18 protein-coding genes and 1 tRNA gene are annotated in these 17,994 nt (G+C 47.1%); 18 read left to right on the forward strand and 1 reads right to left on the reverse strand.

The features are described from left to right. The first annotated feature begins 277 nt into the window (after positions 1-277). From ispH to C7U56_RS00500, 7 genes are all read left to right on the forward strand, one after another. Complete coding sequence (gene ispH, locus C7U56_RS00475; protein WP_106999741.1) at positions 278-1,129, forward strand: 4-hydroxy-3-methylbut-2-enyl diphosphate reductase; 852 nt, start codon at positions 278-280, stop codon at positions 1,127-1,129. Next, positions 1,110-2,192, forward strand: coding sequence for a 30S ribosomal protein S1 (gene rpsA, locus C7U56_RS00480; protein WP_022360427.1), 1,083 nt, complete (start codon positions 1,110-1,112; stop codon positions 2,190-2,192). The genes ispH and rpsA overlap by 20 nt, the downstream gene beginning before the upstream one ends. Before the next feature lie 52 nt (positions 2,193-2,244). Further along, complete coding sequence (locus C7U56_RS15795) at positions 2,245-2,394, forward strand: hypothetical protein (RefSeq protein ID WP_233430136.1); 150 nt, start codon at positions 2,245-2,247, stop codon at positions 2,392-2,394. Between the two features lie 465 nt (positions 2,395-2,859). Then, complete coding sequence (locus tag C7U56_RS00485) at positions 2,860-3,174, forward strand: PadR family transcriptional regulator (RefSeq protein ID WP_022360428.1); 315 nt, start codon at positions 2,860-2,862, stop codon at positions 3,172-3,174. A gap of 13 nt (positions 3,175-3,187) precedes the next feature. Beyond that, entirely contained in the window at positions 3,188-4,009 is an 822-nt protein-coding gene (locus C7U56_RS00490) for an HAAS signaling domain-containing protein (protein ID WP_106999742.1), read from the forward strand. Between the two features lie 12 nt (positions 4,010-4,021). Further along, the gene (locus tag C7U56_RS00495) at positions 4,022-4,282 is read left to right on the forward strand and encodes a hypothetical protein (RefSeq protein WP_106999743.1); all 261 of its coding nucleotides are present in this window, start codon (positions 4,022-4,024) and stop codon (positions 4,280-4,282) included. A gap of 54 nt (positions 4,283-4,336) precedes the next feature. Next, complete coding sequence (locus C7U56_RS00500; protein WP_106999744.1) at positions 4,337-4,531, forward strand: alpha/beta-type small acid-soluble spore protein; 195 nt, start codon at positions 4,337-4,339, stop codon at positions 4,529-4,531. 75 nt (positions 4,532-4,606) lie between these two features. On the opposite strand, the gene C7U56_RS00505 is transcribed toward C7U56_RS00500, so the two are convergent. Beyond that, positions 4,607-4,689, reverse strand: a tRNA-Leu gene (locus C7U56_RS00505). Positions 4,690-4,896: 207 nt separating this feature from the next. On the opposite strand from C7U56_RS00505, the gene C7U56_RS00510 reads away from it, so the two are divergent. The 11 genes from C7U56_RS00510 (at position 4,897) to brxC (ending at position 17,989) form a co-directional block, all read left to right on the forward strand. Then, positions 4,897-5,235 (forward strand): zf-HC2 domain-containing protein, encoded by a 339-nt coding sequence (locus tag C7U56_RS00510; RefSeq protein ID WP_022360432.1) that lies wholly within the window; start codon positions 4,897-4,899, stop codon positions 5,233-5,235. A gap of 38 nt (positions 5,236-5,273) precedes the next feature. Beyond that, a complete protein-coding gene (gene polA, locus C7U56_RS00515) occupies positions 5,274-7,946 on the forward strand; it encodes a DNA polymerase I (RefSeq protein ID WP_106999745.1) in 2,673 nt (890 codons plus the stop codon). Positions 7,947-7,965: 19 nt separating this feature from the next. Then, on the forward strand, positions 7,966-8,547 hold the full coding sequence (coaE, locus tag C7U56_RS00520; RefSeq protein WP_107000385.1) for a dephospho-CoA kinase: 582 nt from the start codon (positions 7,966-7,968) through the stop codon (positions 8,545-8,547). A gap of 7 nt (positions 8,548-8,554) precedes the next feature. Further along, a complete protein-coding gene (locus C7U56_RS00525) occupies positions 8,555-9,352 on the forward strand; it encodes an MBL fold metallo-hydrolase (protein WP_022360435.1) in 798 nt (265 codons plus the stop codon). Positions 9,353-9,613: 261 nt separating this feature from the next. Continuing rightward, positions 9,614-9,886, forward strand: coding sequence for an ACT domain-containing protein (locus tag C7U56_RS00530; RefSeq protein ID WP_022360436.1), 273 nt, complete (start codon positions 9,614-9,616; stop codon positions 9,884-9,886). Between the two features lie 30 nt (positions 9,887-9,916). Next, on the forward strand, positions 9,917-11,281 hold the full coding sequence (locus C7U56_RS00535; RefSeq protein ID WP_106999746.1) for a PFL family protein: 1,365 nt from the start codon (positions 9,917-9,919) through the stop codon (positions 11,279-11,281). Positions 11,282-11,293: 12 nt separating this feature from the next. Further along, positions 11,294-12,703: a class I SAM-dependent methyltransferase gene (locus tag C7U56_RS00540; protein WP_233430137.1), complete on the forward strand. Its 1,410-nt coding sequence runs from the start codon at positions 11,294-11,296 to the stop codon at positions 12,701-12,703. 314 nt (positions 12,704-13,017) lie between these two features. Then, on the forward strand, positions 13,018-13,236 hold the full coding sequence (locus tag C7U56_RS00545; protein WP_106999747.1) for a helix-turn-helix domain-containing protein: 219 nt from the start codon (positions 13,018-13,020) through the stop codon (positions 13,234-13,236). A gap of 14 nt (positions 13,237-13,250) precedes the next feature. Continuing rightward, the gene (locus C7U56_RS00550) at positions 13,251-13,856 is read left to right on the forward strand and encodes a DUF1819 family protein (protein ID WP_106999748.1); all 606 of its coding nucleotides are present in this window, start codon (positions 13,251-13,253) and stop codon (positions 13,854-13,856) included. 10 nt (positions 13,857-13,866) lie between these two features. Further along, the gene (locus C7U56_RS00555; protein ID WP_106999749.1) at positions 13,867-14,427 is read left to right on the forward strand and encodes a DUF1788 domain-containing protein; all 561 of its coding nucleotides are present in this window, start codon (positions 13,867-13,869) and stop codon (positions 14,425-14,427) included. 13 nt (positions 14,428-14,440) lie between these two features. After that, positions 14,441-17,989 carry a BREX system P-loop protein BrxC gene (gene brxC, locus C7U56_RS00560; RefSeq protein ID WP_106999750.1) on the forward strand — a complete coding sequence of 1,183 codons (3,549 nt, stop codon included), beginning with the start codon at positions 14,441-14,443 and terminating at the stop codon, positions 17,987-17,989. The last annotated feature ends 5 nt before the right edge of the window (positions 17,990-17,994 follow it).

Below are 17,994 nucleotides of genomic sequence, written 5' to 3' on the forward strand. Positions count from 1 at the left end.
TGAATGCGGCGTAAATTCCGGAATGTGGTTGCAAAATCAGTTAATCGTGTAAATTTTATATAATTTTACGTCGATTTAGACTTTACCAGCAGTCTAAAGTATGATAGACTATAACAATGAGGGTAAATGAGTTGCCGATTAAAGGCGGAAGAATTTCTATTCTGGAGAATTCGCGGGATGCTATGAGAGACAGGAGCAAAGGTGGATTTTATGAAGGAGACAGAGGGGATTTATTTATCCAAGACGATGAGGAATAGGAGGAATAGCGGGCAGGAACATGGAAATTACAGTTGCGAAGACGGCTGGCTTCTGCTTTGGCGTGAAGCGGGCAGTCGAGAAGGTATATGATCAGATAGCGACGGGGAAGAAGCCGATCTATACCTACGGTCCCATCATCCACAATGAAGAGGTGGTGCGGGATCTGGAAGAGAAGGGCGTACAGGTCATCCATTCGAAGGAGGAACTGGAAGCCCTGAAAGAAGGCGTGGTCGTCATCCGTTCCCACGGCGTAGGCAGGGAGATCTATGAACTCCTGGAACGCCAGGGACTGGAGCTTGTGGACGCGACCTGTCCATTTGTCAAAAAGATCCACAAGATTGTCCGGGAACAGTGCGAAGCCGGACGCCGCGTGATTATCGTGGGAAATGAGCACCACCCGGAGGTCGAGGGTATTAAAGGCTGGGGAAATGAGTATACTCTGGCAGTCGAGTCACTGGAGGAATTTGAAAATCTGGCACTCAGACCGGATGAAAAGCTCTGTATCGTGGCGCAGACGACATTTAACTACAATAAATTTCAAGATTTAGTTGAAAAAATTTCAAAAACGTATTATGATATACTTGTTTTAAATACGATTTGCAATGCAACACAGGAGAGACAGGTTGAGGCGAGGCAGATAGCTTCACAGGTTGATGTTATGATTGTGATTGGAGGCAAGAACAGTTCTAACACACAAAAGTTGTATGAGATTTGCCGCAGGGAATGTAAACACACTTACTACATTCAGACACTGGAAGATTTCAAGCCTGAGATAACAGGTACTGTGCGCAGCGTAGGTATTACAGCCGGGGCATCGACCCCAAATCAAATTATCGAGGAGGTTCATACTAATGTCAGAATTAAGTTTTGAACAAATGTTTGAAGAATCATCATTCAAGAGATTACGTACAGGAGAGGCTGTTACCGGTCAGGTTATCGGTGTCAAGGAAGACGAAATCATTCTCAGCATCGCTGGAAGCAAATCCGAAGGCATCATCACAAGAAGCGAATTCACCAATGAGCCGGGCGTAGATCTTAGAACCAAAGTTCAGGTCGGCGACGAACTGGAAGCAAAAGTTCTGAAAGTAAACGACGGAGAGGGCATGGCTGCTTTATCTTACAAGAGACTGGCTGCTGATAAGGGTCTGAAACGTCTGAAAGAAGCTTTCGAGAACAAGGAAGTTCTGAAAGAGAAAGTTACACAGGTTATGGAGAAAGGCCTCGTAGTAGAGGTTGAGGGAACCCGTGTATTCATTCCGGCAAGCATGGTTTCTGATACTTATGATAAAGACTTATCCAAGTACGCAGGTCAGGAGATTGAGTTCGTAGTTACCGAGTTCAATCCGAGCGGAAGAAGAAGCCGTATCATCGGCGACCGCAAGCAGATCCTGCTTGAGAAGAAAGCTGCTATGCAGAAAGAATTATTCGAGAAGATCGCTGTTGGTCAGACCGTAGAAGGTGTTGTTAAGAATGTAACTGATTTCGGTGCATTTATCGACCTTGGCGGCGCTGACGGTCTGCTTCACATCTCTGAGATGTCCTGGGGCAGAGTTGAGAACCCGAAGAAGGTTTTCAAAGTAGGCGATAAAGTAAAAGCTCTGATCAAAGATATCAACGGCGAGAAGATCGCTCTGAGCTTAAAGTTCCCGGAGAGCAATCCGTGGGCAAACGCAGCTGAGAAATATGCTGTAGGCAACGTAGTAGAAGGCAAGGTAGCACGTATGACTGATTTCGGCGCATTCGTTGAGCTGGAGCCAGGTGTAGATGCACTTCTTCACGTATCCCAGATTTCCAGAGAGCATGTTGACAAACCATCCGACGTACTGAGCGTAGGACAGGTTATCACTGCTAAGGTAGTTGATTTCAACGAGGCAGACCGCAAGATCAGCCTGAGCATGAAAGCTCTTGAGAATCAGGAAGCAGAAGAAAACTAATCAAACGGTTGACGCTAGTTTCTCATCGGACAGATAGTGCGTCAGACGGAGGATGAAAGAATCATCAGGCTGTCACTTCCACAGGAAGAATGTGGAGGTGGCAGCCGTTTTTGCGATGGCGTGGGGCATGGTATTCTTGATCGGAATGCAGTTGGGTATTTCTGGGATTGGAAGAAAGAGCTGGCTGTTTCTGGTGTTGTAGAAAGCTATTTGGTGATTTTATCTCAGTTGAGAAGACTCCCGCCTCTTCAGGTAGTGAGTAATAGCAAATTTGTCTCAGTGGGAGTTGGGTCTCCAACTGAGATAAACGCTCCGCGAGGATGCGCAGTGATTCTGATAGGAATATGTCAGCTTTGCTGACCAGAATCACGCGCCAAGTCTCACGGATGTTCGACTTGAATAAGATAAAAATGAAAACAGGCAGTATGGCGTATGTGATGGAACATAGGTTGTACGGTCTGTTTTTTGCGTGATGAGGAGCGGGATACGGCGTGGTGAAGGGTTGTGGGAGCAGAAAGATGGATTGGAGTGAGTCATAAGGATATTTGGAAAAATATTGACAAAGAAGGTACACTGATATATAATTTAGATACAATATTATATAATATATAATATTAAACAAGAAAAAATATTATATTTTGAATTAGTGAATCTTAGGAGGGATAAGATGGTTTTTAATACAGGAGCTGCGCTTCTGGATGCGATCGTCCTTTCAGTTGTATCAAAATCTGCAGAAGGAACATATGGGTATAAGATCACGCAGGATGTCCGTCAGGCAATCGAAATATCGGAGTCCACGCTTTATCCGGTGTTGCGGCGGCTTCAGAAGGATGACTGCCTGGAAACATATGACCGGGCGATCGACGGCAGAAACCGACGGTATTACAAAATAACGGAGGCGGGACGGATTCAGCTGAATCTTTACCGGGGTGAGTGGAACGTGTATGCAGGAAAAATTTCAGAGATACTGAAAGAGGGATAAGGAGAGGCAGATCATGAAAAAAGAAGCATTTTTAGAGAGGCTGGAAGCGCTCTTGCAGGATATTCCGGAAGAAGAAAAACGGGATGCGATTGACTATTACCGCGATTATCTGGAGGAAGCGGGACCGGAGAAGGAAGAAGAGGTACTTGCAGAATTTCAGAGTCCGGAGCATATTGCCGAGGTAATCCGGACGGAGCTGCAGAGTGAATGGAGTGGCGGCGAATTTACAGACCGGGGGTACAATGACAGCCGATTTGAAGAAAAGCGGACGACTTTATCCAGAAGCGGTGGGGCAGAACAGGGAGAACGAGAAAAAGAAGCAGGATTTCAGGCTGGAACCGAGGATGCCCCATTCCGGGAATTTCGGGATGAGGAAACGGGAGAAAATGCGGCATCCAATGAGAATCAAAGAAGCCGTCTGAGCGAGATGCTGCATTGCTTAAAAGAAAAAATAACCGGTTCCAAGATTGGAATGGTTGTGGCAGTTCTGGTAGTGCTTGCAGTTCTTCCATTTATCTTTTCGCTGGTAACGGGAACTGTGGGAAGTGTTTTTGGGCTGGCAGTCGCACTGGCAGCGATATTGGTGGTGCTGGGACTGATGACGGTGCTGGTGTTTGTTGGCGGAATTATGCTGTTTGTTCTGGGTACGGCGAGTCTGTTTGAACATTTTGCGATGGGACTGATGTTCATCGGATTGGGTATCGCGGCAGAGGGCAGCTGTCTGCTTCTGATATGCGGCTGTATCCTGTTTTACGGTGTATTTCTGCCGTGGGCAGTCAAGGGAATCATTCAGCTTTGCCGTCAGGCGGCAGGTTATCTGTCAGCCAGGGCGTAGGAGGATAGGAAAATGAAAAAATGGATGAAAAAAATGGCAATCATTGGCGCTGTCCTCTTTGTGGGTGGAATCGGTGTGACATCGATCGGGGCTGCCATTGGAGGCGCAGCTGCCGGACTGGATTTTCTGATCGATCAGGAAAAAAAATTTCAGGATAAATATAATTGGGGTGATTCTGAGGAAATATGGGATGATACGGAGCAGCTGCCGGAAGAGATCGACGAGCCGGATGAGATGGAAGAGCAGCTGGACAGAGAAAAACAATGCGAATAGTTTTCCAGAAAATGGACATACTCTGAGTACACAAGGTGGAAAGGAGTATTTTTTATGGATGAAAATAAGGTGGATTTTGAGAAAATGACCCCGGCAGAGCGGCTGAAATATGAGGTGGCGGAAGAAATTGGGCTGGCAGACAAGGTACGGCAGTATGGCTGGAGAAGCCTGACTGCCAAGGAGAGCGGGCGGATTGGCGGTCTGATGACGAAGAAAAGGCGGGAGATGAAACAGGATAAGAAAGGCTGATAGATATTTGCTTGAAAACACCAAAAGCCCTTGAAAATAAAGGAAAAATCCAATATTTTCAAGGGCTTTCAAATCTGCCGACTGCGGGACTTGAACCCGCACGGTGTTGCCACCAATGGATTTTGAGTCCACCTCGTCTGCCATTCCGACAAGCCGGCTGTCTATCGACGCTTTTTATCTTACCAAAATTGGAGACAGATTGCAACTGTTTTTTTGTTTGTTTTGAAATTAAGAAGCGAAGCATTCGCAGGGGCTTGCGTGTTTCATTAAAATAAGGTATGATTAGGTTCAAATGGGTTTATGAACGCGTCATGCGTGAATGATAATTCATATGGAATGACAGACTGGAAAAGGAGGTGGCGTCTGTGACCTGTCGGGAAGCGGAGCGTCTTGTGACGCCGTATATCCAGGATAAACTGAGCGGGGATGAGCTGGAAGCGTTTCTGGAGCATCTGGAACATTGCCGCAACTGTCAGGAAGAATTGGAAATTTATTTTATGGTGGATGTCGGACTGAAACAGCTGGACACCGGATCGGGTACTTTTGATATCATGGGCGCACTGCAGAAGCGGATCGCTGAGTCATATGCCCGTGTGCGCCGGATGTGGCGCTTCCGGAAAATGGAGTATGCGGTCAATACGCTGGGCGTGATGGCGGTATTGGTGACGGTGATGCTGCAGGTCAGGATTTGGCTGGCACCATAGAAAAAAGCAACAAGTGATAGAACAGGAGACGGAAACAGATGGGCAAATTAGTGCTGATAGATGGTCATAGTATACTCAACCGGGCATTTTACGGGGTGCCGGAGTTGACAAATTCGAAGGGACTCCACACCAATGCAGTGTACGGATTTTTAAATATCATGTTCCGGGTGATCGAAGATGAGGGGGCAGACTATCTGGCAGTGGCATTTGACTTGAAAGAGCCGACATTCCGTCACAAAATGTATGCGGCATACAAGGGAACGAGAAAACCGATGCCGCAGGAGCTGCATGAGCAGGTTCCGGTGATGAAGGAAGTGCTGACAGCGATGGGCGTGCCGATTCTTACCAAGGCGGGGTATGAGGCAGACGATATTCTGGGAACGATCGCGAAACGCTGTGCGGCGGAGGGCGTGGAGGTTTCTATCGTATCAGGAGATCGTGACCTGCTGCAGCTTGCAGATACGCACATTAAGATTCGGATGCCGCGTACTTCGAAAGGTACGACGGAGATACGCGACTATTACCCGGAGGATGTGAAGGCGGAGTATCAGGTGACGCCGATCGAATTTATTGATGTAAAGGCGCTGATGGGCGATACTTCGGATAATATTCCGGGCGTGCCATCGATCGGTGAAAAGACGGCAACCAGCCTGATTACCACCTACGGAAGCATTGAGAATGCGTATGCACACATTGATGAGGTAAAGCCGCCGCGCGCACAGAAAGCGCTTCGGGAGCATTATGACATGGCGCAGATGAGCAAGGATCTGGCAACGATCCGCATCAATTGCGAGATTGGTTTTTCGCTGGAGGAGGCGAAGCTGGATTCGCTTTATACGCCGGAGGCATATCAGTATATGAAGCAGCTGGAATTTAAGTCCATTCTGCAGAAATTTGGTGAGGACGCCTTTGCGTCATCAGAAATGGAAAAATCTTTCCGTCTGGTAAATGATTTTGGCGAGGCACAGGTGATTTTTGACCGTGCACAGCGCACGGAGGAGATCGGCGCGCAGCTGGTGATTGAAAAAGGAGAGGTTGTGGCACTGGCACTCTGCCTGGACGGGACATCGATCTATGCGATCCCGGCGGTTGGGTTCCTGACCGGACAGTATCTGGCGGAGGAGCTGGAACGCCTGATGGAGGTGGTTCCGTCTGTGACGGTTCTGGATCTCAAGATCCAGCTTCCATTTCTTAAAAATCACAGCCGCCGGATCGTGGACGGCATCCGGAATGCAGAAGGAAACCGTGCGGTTATGGACGCAGGCGTGGCGGCGTATCTGTTAAATCCGCTCAAGGATACCTATGGATATGATGACCTGGCGCGCGATTACCTGGATATGACCGTGCCGTCACAGGTCGATTTGCTTGGAAAAACGGCGCTGTCGGATGCATTTGAGACAATGCCGGAGAAAGCGTTGAATTGTGTCTGCTACATGGCATATACGGCGTGGAAATCGCGGGAAATCCTGCTGGGGCAGCTTCGAAGACATGGAATGATGCATCTCTTTTATGAGATAGAGATGCCGGTTATTTACAGCCTCTATCATATGGAAGAGGAAGGTATTCAGGTGCGCCGGGAGGAATTGAAAGCCTACGGCGAGCGCCTCCAGACGCAGGTAGAGAAACTGGAGCAGGAGATTTACGCCGAGACGGGCTGTGAATTTAATATTAATTCCCCGAAGCAGCTGGGTGAGGTTTTATTTGAAAAAATGTCCCTGCCGGGCGGCAAAAAGACGAAGACTGGCTATTCGACGGCGGCGGATGTGCTGGAAAAACTGGCGCCGGAGTATCCGGTTGTGCGGAAAGTATTAGACTATCGCCAGGTGGCGAAACTCAAATCGACCTATGCGGATGGGCTGGGTGCATTTATCCGGGAGGACGGACGAATCCACGGAACCTTTAACCAGACGATCACAGCGACAGGACGTATCAGCAGTACAGAGCCGAACCTGCAGAACATTCCGGTGCGTATGGAGCTGGGACGCGAGATCCGGAAGCTGTTTGTACCGCGCGAGGGCTGTGTGCTGGTTGACGCTGATTATTCCCAGATTGAGCTGCGTGTGCTGGCGCATATGTCGAATGACAAGAACCTCATCCAGGCATACCGACAGGCGGAGGACATCCACGCGATCACGGCGTCGCAGGTATTCCATGTGCCGCTTGAGGAAGTGACACCGCAGCTTCGCCGCAATGCAAAAGCAGTCAATTTCGGTATCGTATATGGTATCAGCGCGTTTGGGCTGGGCGAAGATCTCGGTATTTCCCGCAAGGAAGCAACCGAGTACATTGAGCGCTACTTTGAAACCTACCCGGATGTCAAACGTTTTCTCGATGGTCTGGTAAAAACGGGCAGGAAATACGGCGAGGTCAAGACTATGTATGGGCGTGTGAGACCGATTCCGGAGCTGAAATCCGGCAATTTTATGCAGCGTTCGTTCGGTGAGCGTGTGGCGATGAATTCCCCGATTCAGGGAACTGCAGCCGACATTATCAAGATTGCGATGATCCGCGTCGATCAACGCCTGCGCCGCGAAGGACTGCGTTCCCGCATTGTCCTCCAAGTGCACGATGAACTCCTGGTTGAAACCTGGAAAGAAGAGCTGGAACAGGTGCAGTCGATTCTGGCGACGGAGATGAAACGTGCGGCGCAGCTGCAGGTGGAGCTGGAAATCGATATGAAGACGGGAAATTCGTGGTTTGAAACGAAATAATGGAAAGGTACAGATAAACATGAAGATAATCAGTATTACCGGAGGCGTTGGTTCCGGTAAGAGTGAGGTCCTGCGTGTGCTGCAGGAGGAATTTGACGCGGAAATTATTAAGGCAGATGAAGTGGCTCACCAGCTCATGGAGCCGGGTAAGAAAGGCTATCAGCATGTGGTAGAGGCGTTGGGTGATTCCTTTTTAAATAAGGACGGCAGCATTGACCGCAAAAAGCTGGCGGCGCTTATTTTCCAGAATAAAGAGGCGGTGGAGACGATGAACGCCATCATCCACCCGATGGCGTGGGAGGAGATCCGCTATGCGATCAACCATTCCGACAAGGAGATCATCGTTGTGGAGGCAGCTCTCTATGATGACGACCATAATGCGATGTTTGATGAAATCTGGTATGTATACACATCGGTGGAAAACCGCATCAAGCGTCTGATGGCAAGCCGCGGCTACAGCGAGGAAAAATGCCGGGGCATCATGGCAAATCAGGCATCCGAGGACGATTACCGGAGTTTTGCGACGCGTGTGTTGGACAACAACGGCGGGATTGAGGATATTCGGAAGCAGATAGCGTCATTTTTAGGAAAAGAGGATTAGGATACATATGCGGATGGTTAGTATTGCCAGCGGCAGCAGCGGGAATTGTATTTATATAGGAAGCGACAACACCCACGTTCTGGTGGATGCGGGGATCAGCAACAAGCGTATTGAGATGGGGTTAAATGACCTGGGGCTGAATGCGCGGGAACTGGATGGAATTCTCATCACGCATGAACATTCCGACCACATCAAAGGGCTCGGCGTGCTGGCGCGCAAATATGGCACACCTATTTACAGCACAAAAGAGACATTAGAGGAAATTCAGGATTCCAAGAGTCTTGGCGAGATTCCGGAAGATCTGATGCACCCGATTACGCCGGATGTTGATTTTATGGTAGGAGATCTGGAAGTCAAACCGTTCCGGATCGACCATGATGCAGCGAATCCTGTTGCCTACCGGGTTCAGAATGAAAAAAGATCGGTGGCGGTGGCGACGGATATGGGGCATTATTCCCAGTACATCATTGACCATCTGCAGGGGCTGGATGCGATTTTGCTGGAAGCCAACCACGATGTCAAAATGCTGGAGGCAGGACCGTATCCGTATTACCTGAAGCGTCGTATCTTAGGCGATTACGGACACCTTTCCAATGAAAATGCGGGGCGGCTTTTAAGTTCCATTCTGCATGACAATTTGAAGCACATTTTCCTGGGGCATCTGAGTAAGGAAAATAATTACGAAGAGCTGGCATATGAGACGGTGCGTCTGGAGATCACAGAGGGAGATACGCCGTATAAGGCGAATGATTTCCCGATCACAGTGGCAAAACGCGATGCAGTGTCGCAGATTGTGACGGTGTAGAAGACGTAAAAGTATTAAAATTGGTTATACAAAGTCTGAAAATAAGCCAGAAGATATATTTGGGGTTATGGCTTGGAGGCATGGACAAACGTGTGGGGTTGACAGAAATATCGTTACTGTACACGCATACGTGTCCAGTAACGGAATATCATTTTAGGTGTAAAAGTCAGCAGCCGGATGGCAGTTGAGTTTTTATAGAAATTAGTAAGTCATAAAAACATTTCCGCCATAGGACGGAGAGCACACAGGAGGATGAAACCTATGAGTAAGATTATTATTACTATCGTTGGACAGGACCGCGTCGGTATCGTTGCAAAAACGTGTAATTATCTGGCTGACCACAACATGAACATTCTTGACATCACGCAGACGATCCTGCAGGAATATTTCAACATGATGATGATCGTGGATATTTCCGGTTCCAAGACATCCTTTGATGATATGGCGCATGAGCTGGACAAGCTGGGACAGGAGATCGGCGTAAAGATTCTCTGTCAGAGAGAAGAGATTTTTACCAGTATGCACAGAATCTAAGCAAATATTTTCAGAAAGGACGTAAAACCAATGATTAACATGCAGGAAGTTCTGGAAACTAATAACATGATCGCGCATGAAAAACTGGATGTGCGGACGATCACGATGGGTATCAGCCTCTTAGACTGTGTGGACAGTGATCTGGCGAAGATGAATGAGAAGATCTACAATAAGATTACAACTTATGCGAAAGATCTTGTATCGACCGGCGATGCCATCGGACGTGAATTTGGGGTTCCGATCGTCAATAAACGTATCTCGGTTACTCCGATCGCGTTGGTAGGGGGAAGCGCCTGCAAGAAGAGCGAGGATTTTGTAGAGATTGCGAAAACACTTGATAAGGCAGCGAAAGAAGTGGGCGTCAACTTTATCGGCGGCTATTCCGCATTGGTTTCCAAGGGAATGACACCGGCGGAAGAGCTTCTGATCCGCTCGATCCCGCAGGCACTTGCCTGCACCGACCGTGTGTGCAGCTCCATCAATGTCGGTTCTACCAAGACAGGTCTTAACATGGATGCGGTCCGTCTGATGGGCGAGATGGTTGTGGCAACCGCAGAGGCAACGAAGGACAATGATTCTCTCGGCTGTGCGAAGCTGGTTGTATTCTGCAACGCGCCGGATGATAACCCGTTCATGGCAGGTGCATTCCATGGCGTGACTGAGGCGGATGCGATCATCAACGTCGGCGTCAGCGGTCCGGGAGTTGTAAAGACGGCTCTGGAAAAGGTACGTGGCGAGAACTTTGAGGTGCTGTGTGAGACGATCAAGAAGACGGCGTTCAAGATCACCCGTGTTGGACAGCTGGTAGCACAGGAGGCATCCAAACGTCTGGGCGTTCCGTTTGGCATCATTGATCTGTCGCTGGCACCGACTCCGGCAGTCGGAGACAGTGTGGCGGAGATTCTGGAAGAGATCGGCTTAGAGCGCAGTGGTGCACCGGGTACAACAGCAGCGCTGGCAATGTTAAATGATCAGGTTAAGAAGGGCGGCATCATGGCGTCCTCCTATGTGGGCGGACTCAGCGGTGCGTTTATTCCGGTCAGCGAGGATCAGGGCATGATCGATGCAGTTTCTGAGGGTGCGCTTACGATTGAGAAGCTGGAAGCAATGACCTGTGTCTGCTCTGTAGGTCTTGATATGATTGCGATCCCAGGCGATACGAAAGCGACCACGATCGCCGGTATCATCGCGGACGAGGCGGCAATCGGCATGATCAACCAGAAGACAACGGCAGTCCGCCTGATTCCGGTCATCGGAAAAACAGTGGGCGATACGGCAGAGTTCGGCGGTCTGCTTGGCTATGCGCCGATCATTCCGGTCAACCGTTTCTCCTGCGACAACTTTGTCAAACGTACCGGACGTATCCCGGCACCAGTACACAGCTTTAAGAACTAATAGGAGTTTCATATGGATAAATCACAGGAACTGAGAGAGGTGCTTCTGCGGTATCTCGATGCCGATCTGGAGCGAATCATTTTCAGCAACCCGAGAACCCGTGAATCCTATCTGAAATTAACTGTGCGTCCTCTGCTTCTGCGGGGGGCGCTTGCTTTTCAGACGGAAGAATTTACGGAAAAACAGGCATTTCAGAAAAATCAGAACGCAGAAAAGACCGCCGAGTACCTGCTCGGAGAACTGGAAAACCGTTACCGCAATGCGGAGATCGCGTCGCTTCACGGGATTGTCAATATTCTGATCAGTAAGAAGGGGACAGTGACGATCAAAGAGAAGAAGGTGGGGGTTAAAAGGGCAGAGAATCGGACAGTATCGGTGGCAGCAGGTGATGTGCAGAAAGCTGGAAAGCAGATGCCGGCGAAGAGCCATGCAGATGTGAAAGAAAATTCGCTCGAAAAATCGGGTCAGAGTCAGTCAAGTCACGAAAACGGAAAGATGCAGAGAAGTGCTAAAATACAGGGAAATGGTAAACTGCAGAGCAATGCGAAACAGCAGAAAAATGCCGGAACAGGACTGTCGGCTGGCATGGATGCCGCAGCGTTTTCAGAACGTCTGGCTTCGTTATCCCGTAACCGTACTAAAAAATACGTCCTTCAGGAAGGCGTCCCAGTCCCATTTCTGGTAGATCTCGGTGTCATGACGGCAGAAGGCAAAGTTGTGAAATCCCGCTACGACAAATTTCGCCAGATCAACCGTTTCCTGGAATTTATTGAGGATGTACTTCCGAATCTCGATCCGAACCGGACGAATACGATCATTGATTTCGGATGCGGGAAATCATATCTGACGTTTGCGATGTATTACTATCTGCATGTGCTGAAAAAATATTCGATCCGTGTCATCGGTCTGGATCTGAAAAAAGATGTCATTGCGCTCTGCAACCGCCTGAGCAAGAAGTTTGAATTTGAGAACCTGACCTTCCTGCACGGCGACATCGCCGGATATGAGGGCGTCGATCAGGTCGATATGGTCGTGACGCTGCACGCCTGTGATACAGCGACCGATTATGCGCTGGCAAAAGCGGTCAAATGGGGCGCAAAAGTCATTCTTTCCGTTCCATGCTGTCAGCATGAGATTAACAAGCAGATTCAGAACGATCTTCTGTCGCCGGTTTTACAGTACGGCCTTCTGAAAGAGCGTATGTCGGCGCTTCTGACCGACGGAATCCGTGGGCAGCTCCTCGAAATGTCCGGCTACCGGACGCAGATTCTCGAATTCATCGACATGGAACACACACCGAAAAACATCATGATCCGTGCGATCCGCCAGGGCAAGAAAGCAGACGGGGCGGCATTAGAGGCAATGATGAAGGAATTGCATGTGAAGCCGACGTTGTATGGGTTGTTGGTGGGGGATGAGTAGAAAAACTGTGGCAGGTATAGTTGTATACTGAAGCTTATTTTTTGAATGAACGTTCAAAAAGTGAGTTATTAGGAACAACTATACCTGTTTTTGTTTTGTGTATATTCAGCAGTTGGAACAGTTCTTAGAAAATTGTGATATTGCAGATTTTGGAAGCTTTTAGAATAAAGAATTGAAATGATAGATCAAATGCGAAATATCAGAAATTAAATTTGATATTTATCATATAAGATTGTTCACATCGCATTTTCATGATATGATAAAAGGAAGAAAGAGTATTTGTTAAAAAAAATGATAGAACAAGAGGTGACATTATGGCGGTTAGTTATAAAAAGCTGTGGAAAATGCTAATTGATAAAGATATGAGGAAGAAAGACTTACGTGCATTGACTGGATTTAGTACAACAACAATGTCCAGATTGGGCAAGGATGAGAATGTGAGTACGGAAATTTTATCAAAAATATGTTCTGCTTTAAGTTGTGATGTTGGAGACATCATGGAATTTGTTCCTGATAAAAAAGAGGAACAGTAAGGAGGTACGGTAGTATGGATCATTCTTATCCTTATATTGCGTCTCTGACCAGAGAACCGTTCCTTTTCTACGAGATGCGTTCTACCGCAAAGCTAATGGCAGAAGGAAATTCAGATGATGCGATTGTGAAAGAAATTGTAGAGCAGAATCTTTTCCAGTACCCAACGGAAAAATCTATCACACGCATGGCGAAAGCCTGTATCAAACGGCTTCATGCTCTGGAAGATGATTCTCTGGTTTCTGCGATTGCGTCACAGCCAACAGATGTAGCAAAACAGATTTGTCTGTATGCGTTGATGAAGCAGAGCCGACTGGTCTGGGAATTTATGCTGACCGTCATTGGTGAGAAGTACAGATTAAGGGACACGTCTTTTGGTAAGATAGATTTGAATACATTTTTTATGCGCTTGCAGGAGCAGAATGATACCGTGGCTTCCTGGTGCGATACTACAATAACAAAGTTAAAACAGATCATTGCCAGAGTGCTTGTTGAAACAGAATATCTCGACAATCTCAAGGCAGATCATTTGAATCCAGTATGGCTACATCCTGTTTTGGAGAATGCCATCAGAAGCAATGGCGACACAGCGATACTGCCAGCGTTTAATTGCTTTTCTTAGGAGGTAGCCAATGAGTGACATAAAAGAACGCCTGGACAAAGTTCGGGTATTGATTCAGGAACCGGAGTTCCTGGAAGGCAAAGGACTCAGCAATGAGGTGAATATCAGAATCTTCTGCTATGAACCGGAGAATGAAATGGTTGTCCGCCATTTTGTGAATCAGTTGGAAACCGATCAGTCCTTAGATTGCCATTTGATCGTTTGTAATTTATATAAAACATTTCTCTCTATCTGCGATGATATGGACATCACAGATGCGATTCCCGATATGGAGGAAGCTGACGGGAGTGTTTATCTTCTGGAGCAGCTTAACTCCGCAATCGGTAATGGAGAGTTTATTGATAAAATCCAGTATGAGCCACATGAACCGGGTGATGTGCTGATGCTGACAGGTGTGGGCGAGGTGTTCCCGTTTATGAGAATCCATACGTTACTGGAAGCCTTGCAACCGTATTTTTCGGATGTTCCGATTTTGGTTATGTATCCGGGTGAGTTTGATGGTCGTCATGTAAAACTGTTCAATCGGTTGACACCAAATGATTATTACCGGGCATTCAATGTCATAGATTAAGGGGGATAAAGCCATGATGATTCGAGATATGTTTGCGGATGATATTAACCGCAAAATCAATGGTGTAATTAAAGTAGATCAGGCTGCTGATGATGTAATCGAGCAAGAGTTAAATGAATATGTCATTACCAGAGAATTGAAGAAACACTTTATTACATTCTTCAATTATTACGGTGATGCTTTCGACCAGCCGACAGCCGATATGGGTGTTTGGATTTCCGGTTTCTTTGGAAGTGGTAAATCTCACTTCTTGAAAATGCTTTCCTACCTTTTGGAAAATAAAGAGGTAAAAGGCATTCGCAGTGTGGAGCGTTTCCGTAAAAAGTTTGAGGATGACCCGGCAACTTTTATGCTGATCGACCGTGCCACGAAGGGTCAGACGGAAACCATTCTTTTCAACATTGATATTGAAGGCTTCAGCAATAAAGACAAGACTGCTGTACTTCGTGTTTTTGCAAAGATGTTCTACAACCATCTGGGATTTTACGGTGAAAATCTTAAAGTTGCCATGATGGAGCGTTATATTGACCAGCAGGGTAAGACAGAGGAGTTCCGCAGAGTTTTTGAAGAAAAGAAAGGCAAGCCATGGCTTGAAATGCGCCGTGCCTTTGCTTTCAATGGAAAGTTCATCATCCCGACACTGATGGAAGTTTTAGATATGAGTGAGGACGATGCCAAGACGTGGTTCAATGATAAAACCGCAACAGAAATTTCTATTGCACAGCTTGTGGAAGATATGAAAGCCTATGTAGATACTAAACCTGCAAACTTCCGTCTGCTGTTTATGATTGACGAGGTTGGACAGTATGTTGGTACGGATACCGATATGCTTTTGAACCTCCAGTCTCTGACCGAAAAAATCGGAAGTGAGTGCGAAGGTAAGATTTGGGTGATCTGCACTGGGCAGGAAGCCATTGATGAAATCATCAAAGTTCGTGCGGATGAGTTCTCCCGTATTCAGGCTCGTTTCAAAACAAGACTGAGTTTATCTTCTTCCTCTGTGGATGAAGTCATCCAGAAACGTATTCTGAAAAAGAAAGCGGAAGCAGTCGAAGAGCTGGAAGATGTTTATGAGCAGAATGATTCAGTCCTTCGCAATTTGTTCAGCTTTAGCGGTTCCGTTTTGGATATCAAAGGCTACTCCGGTCCGAGGGAATTTACAGAGAACTTCCCGTTTGTGCCGTATCAGTTCATCATCATGCAGAAGGTATTTGCTGAAATCCGCAAGCACGGAAATTCCGGCAAGCACCTGTCCGGTGGTGAGCGTTCCATGCTGTCCGGTTTCCAGGAAGCTGCACAGAAAATTCAGGAGAAGGACGAGTATGCACTTGTTCCATTCTTCCGTTTTTATGATACCGTACATACTTTCCTGGACGGTTCTATCCGTAGAGTGATTGAGCGTTGCCAGAAAGCTGCTGACAATGGCGATGGAATCGAACAGCAGGATGTGGATGTACTGAAACTTTTGTACTTGATTCGATATCTAGATGATATTCCTTCCAATCTGGACAATATCGTTATCCTCATGGCAGACGATATTCGTGTAGATAAGATTATCATGCGTGAAGCTGTCCGTGGAAGCCTTGACCGTCTGATGAGCCAGAATTATATCGGCAGAACTGGCGATACCTACAATTTCCTGACGGATGAGGAACAGGACATTCAGCGTGAAATCAGAGATACCAATGTGGATACCGTTTCTATTGTGGAGCGTATTGCCAAGATGATTTATGGTGATATTTTTAAAACCAGTAAATTTCGCTATGGAAACAATGATTTTGCATTTGACAAGATGGTAGATGGTATTACGGTTGGTGTGGCAACAGGCGGCATGTGTCTACGTTTCTTGACCGTTGCTATTGATGCTATTGAAAAAACAGATTATCGTCTGATGGCAGAATCCAAGGGCAACGAAGCAATCGTTGTTCTGGCTGATACGCCTTATTATGAATCTCTGGAATCTGCCATGAAGATTCGCAAGTATGTAATGCAGAGAAATGTAAGCTCATTACCAGATACAGTACAGAAAATTATTGAAAATCAGCAGAGTGAAGCTGGAAAATATGAGCTGAGTGCTATGACTGAATTGCAAAATGCCATCGAAGGGGCACAGTTCTATGTAGATGGCGAGCATCTGGAAATCAAAGCCGGAAATGCCAAGAGCAAAATTGACCAGTCTCTTGAATATCTGGTTGCTCATGTATATAGCAAGCTCGACCTGATTACAGATAATGCAGGCAGTGACGCAGATATTATTGCGATTCTGACAGGTGCAGTAACGGCACTTCCGGGCATGGAACCGAACCGTGATGCTGCTTCTGCTATGGAAGAATATCTGGAAATGCAGGATGCGAAAAAGCTACCGACTTCTATGGCAGATGTGCAGAGCAAATACAGTGCGATTCCGTATGGCTGGAAAGAAATCGACATTGCTGCGGTTGCGGCACAGCTGATTTATTCCCAGAAAGTAACCATCAAGTATGCAGGCAATACCATTCAGCCGGATGACCCGAAACTGCCGGATATGCTTCGTAAAAAGAGTGAGATTGGCAAGACTTCCATCAGCAAGCGTAAAACCATTTCCGCTACGATGATGCGTGATGTGAAATCAATGCTCCGGGATTATTTCGATGTTATGGATGTACCGGACGATGAAGATGGTCTGATTCGCTTTGTGACTGAGAAATTCAGTGAACAGCGTGATTACTATGCTTCTCTGGATGCCCGTTATGACGGACATAAATACCCGGATCGTGCATTGATGCAGGAAGCCATTCATCTGATGGATGATGTACTTTCTCAGAAGAAAGACAATATTGCCCTGATTGAGCGTGTGCTGAAAAAAGAGGATGCTCTTTTCGATAACAAAGAAGCCATGAGCAACGGCATTGAAAACTTCTTCAAGACTCAGGTAACAGTATTCGACCAGGCGGTGCAGTTTGAAAAATCTCTGCATGATGACATTGACCGTATTGCAGAAAATGAGGAAGCACACAAGGCACTGAATACTATTCGTCTGATTACGATGGTTCAGACTGGAAACGAGTTCAACTATACCCGGATTCGTGAACTGAATCCGTTGATGGATACGGTTCGTACCGCCCATGACAAGATGCTGGAAGAAAAACGTGCCGAGGTTCTGGAAACGGTTCGTCAGTGTATGGAAGCGACCCACACTGCCGCAAACGGCGATTCCAAGGCATCCCATCTGATTGAAAAATCAGATCGGTATTTCAGCCAGTGCAAGGAGAAAATCGCAGAATTAAAGAGCCTTGCCCTTTTGGATGCCATGTTCCTGCCGATGTGCCAGTATAAGGATGATACCGTCAGCAATATTGAGTCTGTTCTGGCTCCGCCTGCACCGAAGCCGCCAGTACAGCCGACACAGCCGGGGAAAGAAGCTGCTCCGGCAAAGAAAAAGGTTGTCCGTGCCTATAACCGACAGGTTGTATTCCAGGCAAAGACCTTACAGACGGATGCGGATATTGATGATTATGTAGAGAAGATTCGTTCTCAGCTGAAACAGTTGCTGAAGCATTGCGACGAAATCAAGCTGAATTAAGGAGG

Origin of the sequence: Clostridium fessum, from assembly GCF_003024715.1 — a bacterium.
GTDB classification, from domain to species: Bacteria; Bacillota; Clostridia; order Lachnospirales; family Lachnospiraceae; genus Otoolea; species Otoolea fessa.

Bases quoted from the DNA above. Each gene is read 5' to 3' on its own strand.
- C7U56_RS00550 (WP_106999748.1), top strand. From the start codon at position 13,251: ATGGATCATTCTTATCCTTATATTGCGTCTCTGACCAGAGAACCGTTC.
- C7U56_RS00485 (WP_022360428.1), top strand. From the start codon at position 2,860: ATGGTTTTTAATACAGGAGCTGCGCTTCTGGATGCGATCGTCCTTTCA.
- C7U56_RS00490 (WP_106999742.1), top strand. From the start codon at position 3,188: ATGAAAAAAGAAGCATTTTTAGAGAGGCTGGAAGCGCTCTTGCAGGAT.
- C7U56_RS00535 (WP_106999746.1), top strand. From the start codon at position 9,917: ATGATTAACATGCAGGAAGTTCTGGAAACTAATAACATGATCGCGCAT.
- brxC (WP_106999750.1), top strand. From the start codon at position 14,441: ATGATGATTCGAGATATGTTTGCGGATGATATTAACCGCAAAATCAAT.
- rpsA (WP_022360427.1), top strand. From the start codon at position 1,110: ATGTCAGAATTAAGTTTTGAACAAATGTTTGAAGAATCATCATTCAAG.
- C7U56_RS00530 (WP_022360436.1), top strand. From the start codon at position 9,614: ATGAGTAAGATTATTATTACTATCGTTGGACAGGACCGCGTCGGTATC.
- C7U56_RS00500 (WP_106999744.1), top strand. From the start codon at position 4,337: ATGGATGAAAATAAGGTGGATTTTGAGAAAATGACCCCGGCAGAGCGG.
- C7U56_RS15795 (WP_233430136.1), top strand. From the start codon at position 2,245: ATGAAAGAATCATCAGGCTGTCACTTCCACAGGAAGAATGTGGAGGTG.
- C7U56_RS00540 (WP_233430137.1), top strand. From the start codon at position 11,294: ATGGATAAATCACAGGAACTGAGAGAGGTGCTTCTGCGGTATCTCGAT.
- ispH (WP_106999741.1), top strand. From the start codon at position 278: ATGGAAATTACAGTTGCGAAGACGGCTGGCTTCTGCTTTGGCGTGAAG.
- C7U56_RS00525 (WP_022360435.1), top strand. From the start codon at position 8,555: ATGCGGATGGTTAGTATTGCCAGCGGCAGCAGCGGGAATTGTATTTAT.
- C7U56_RS00495 (WP_106999743.1), top strand. From the start codon at position 4,022: ATGAAAAAATGGATGAAAAAAATGGCAATCATTGGCGCTGTCCTCTTT.
- coaE (WP_107000385.1), top strand. From the start codon at position 7,966: ATGAAGATAATCAGTATTACCGGAGGCGTTGGTTCCGGTAAGAGTGAG.
- C7U56_RS00545 (WP_106999747.1), top strand. From the start codon at position 13,018: ATGGCGGTTAGTTATAAAAAGCTGTGGAAAATGCTAATTGATAAAGAT.
- polA (WP_106999745.1), top strand. From the start codon at position 5,274: ATGGGCAAATTAGTGCTGATAGATGGTCATAGTATACTCAACCGGGCA.
- C7U56_RS00555 (WP_106999749.1), top strand. From the start codon at position 13,867: ATGAGTGACATAAAAGAACGCCTGGACAAAGTTCGGGTATTGATTCAG.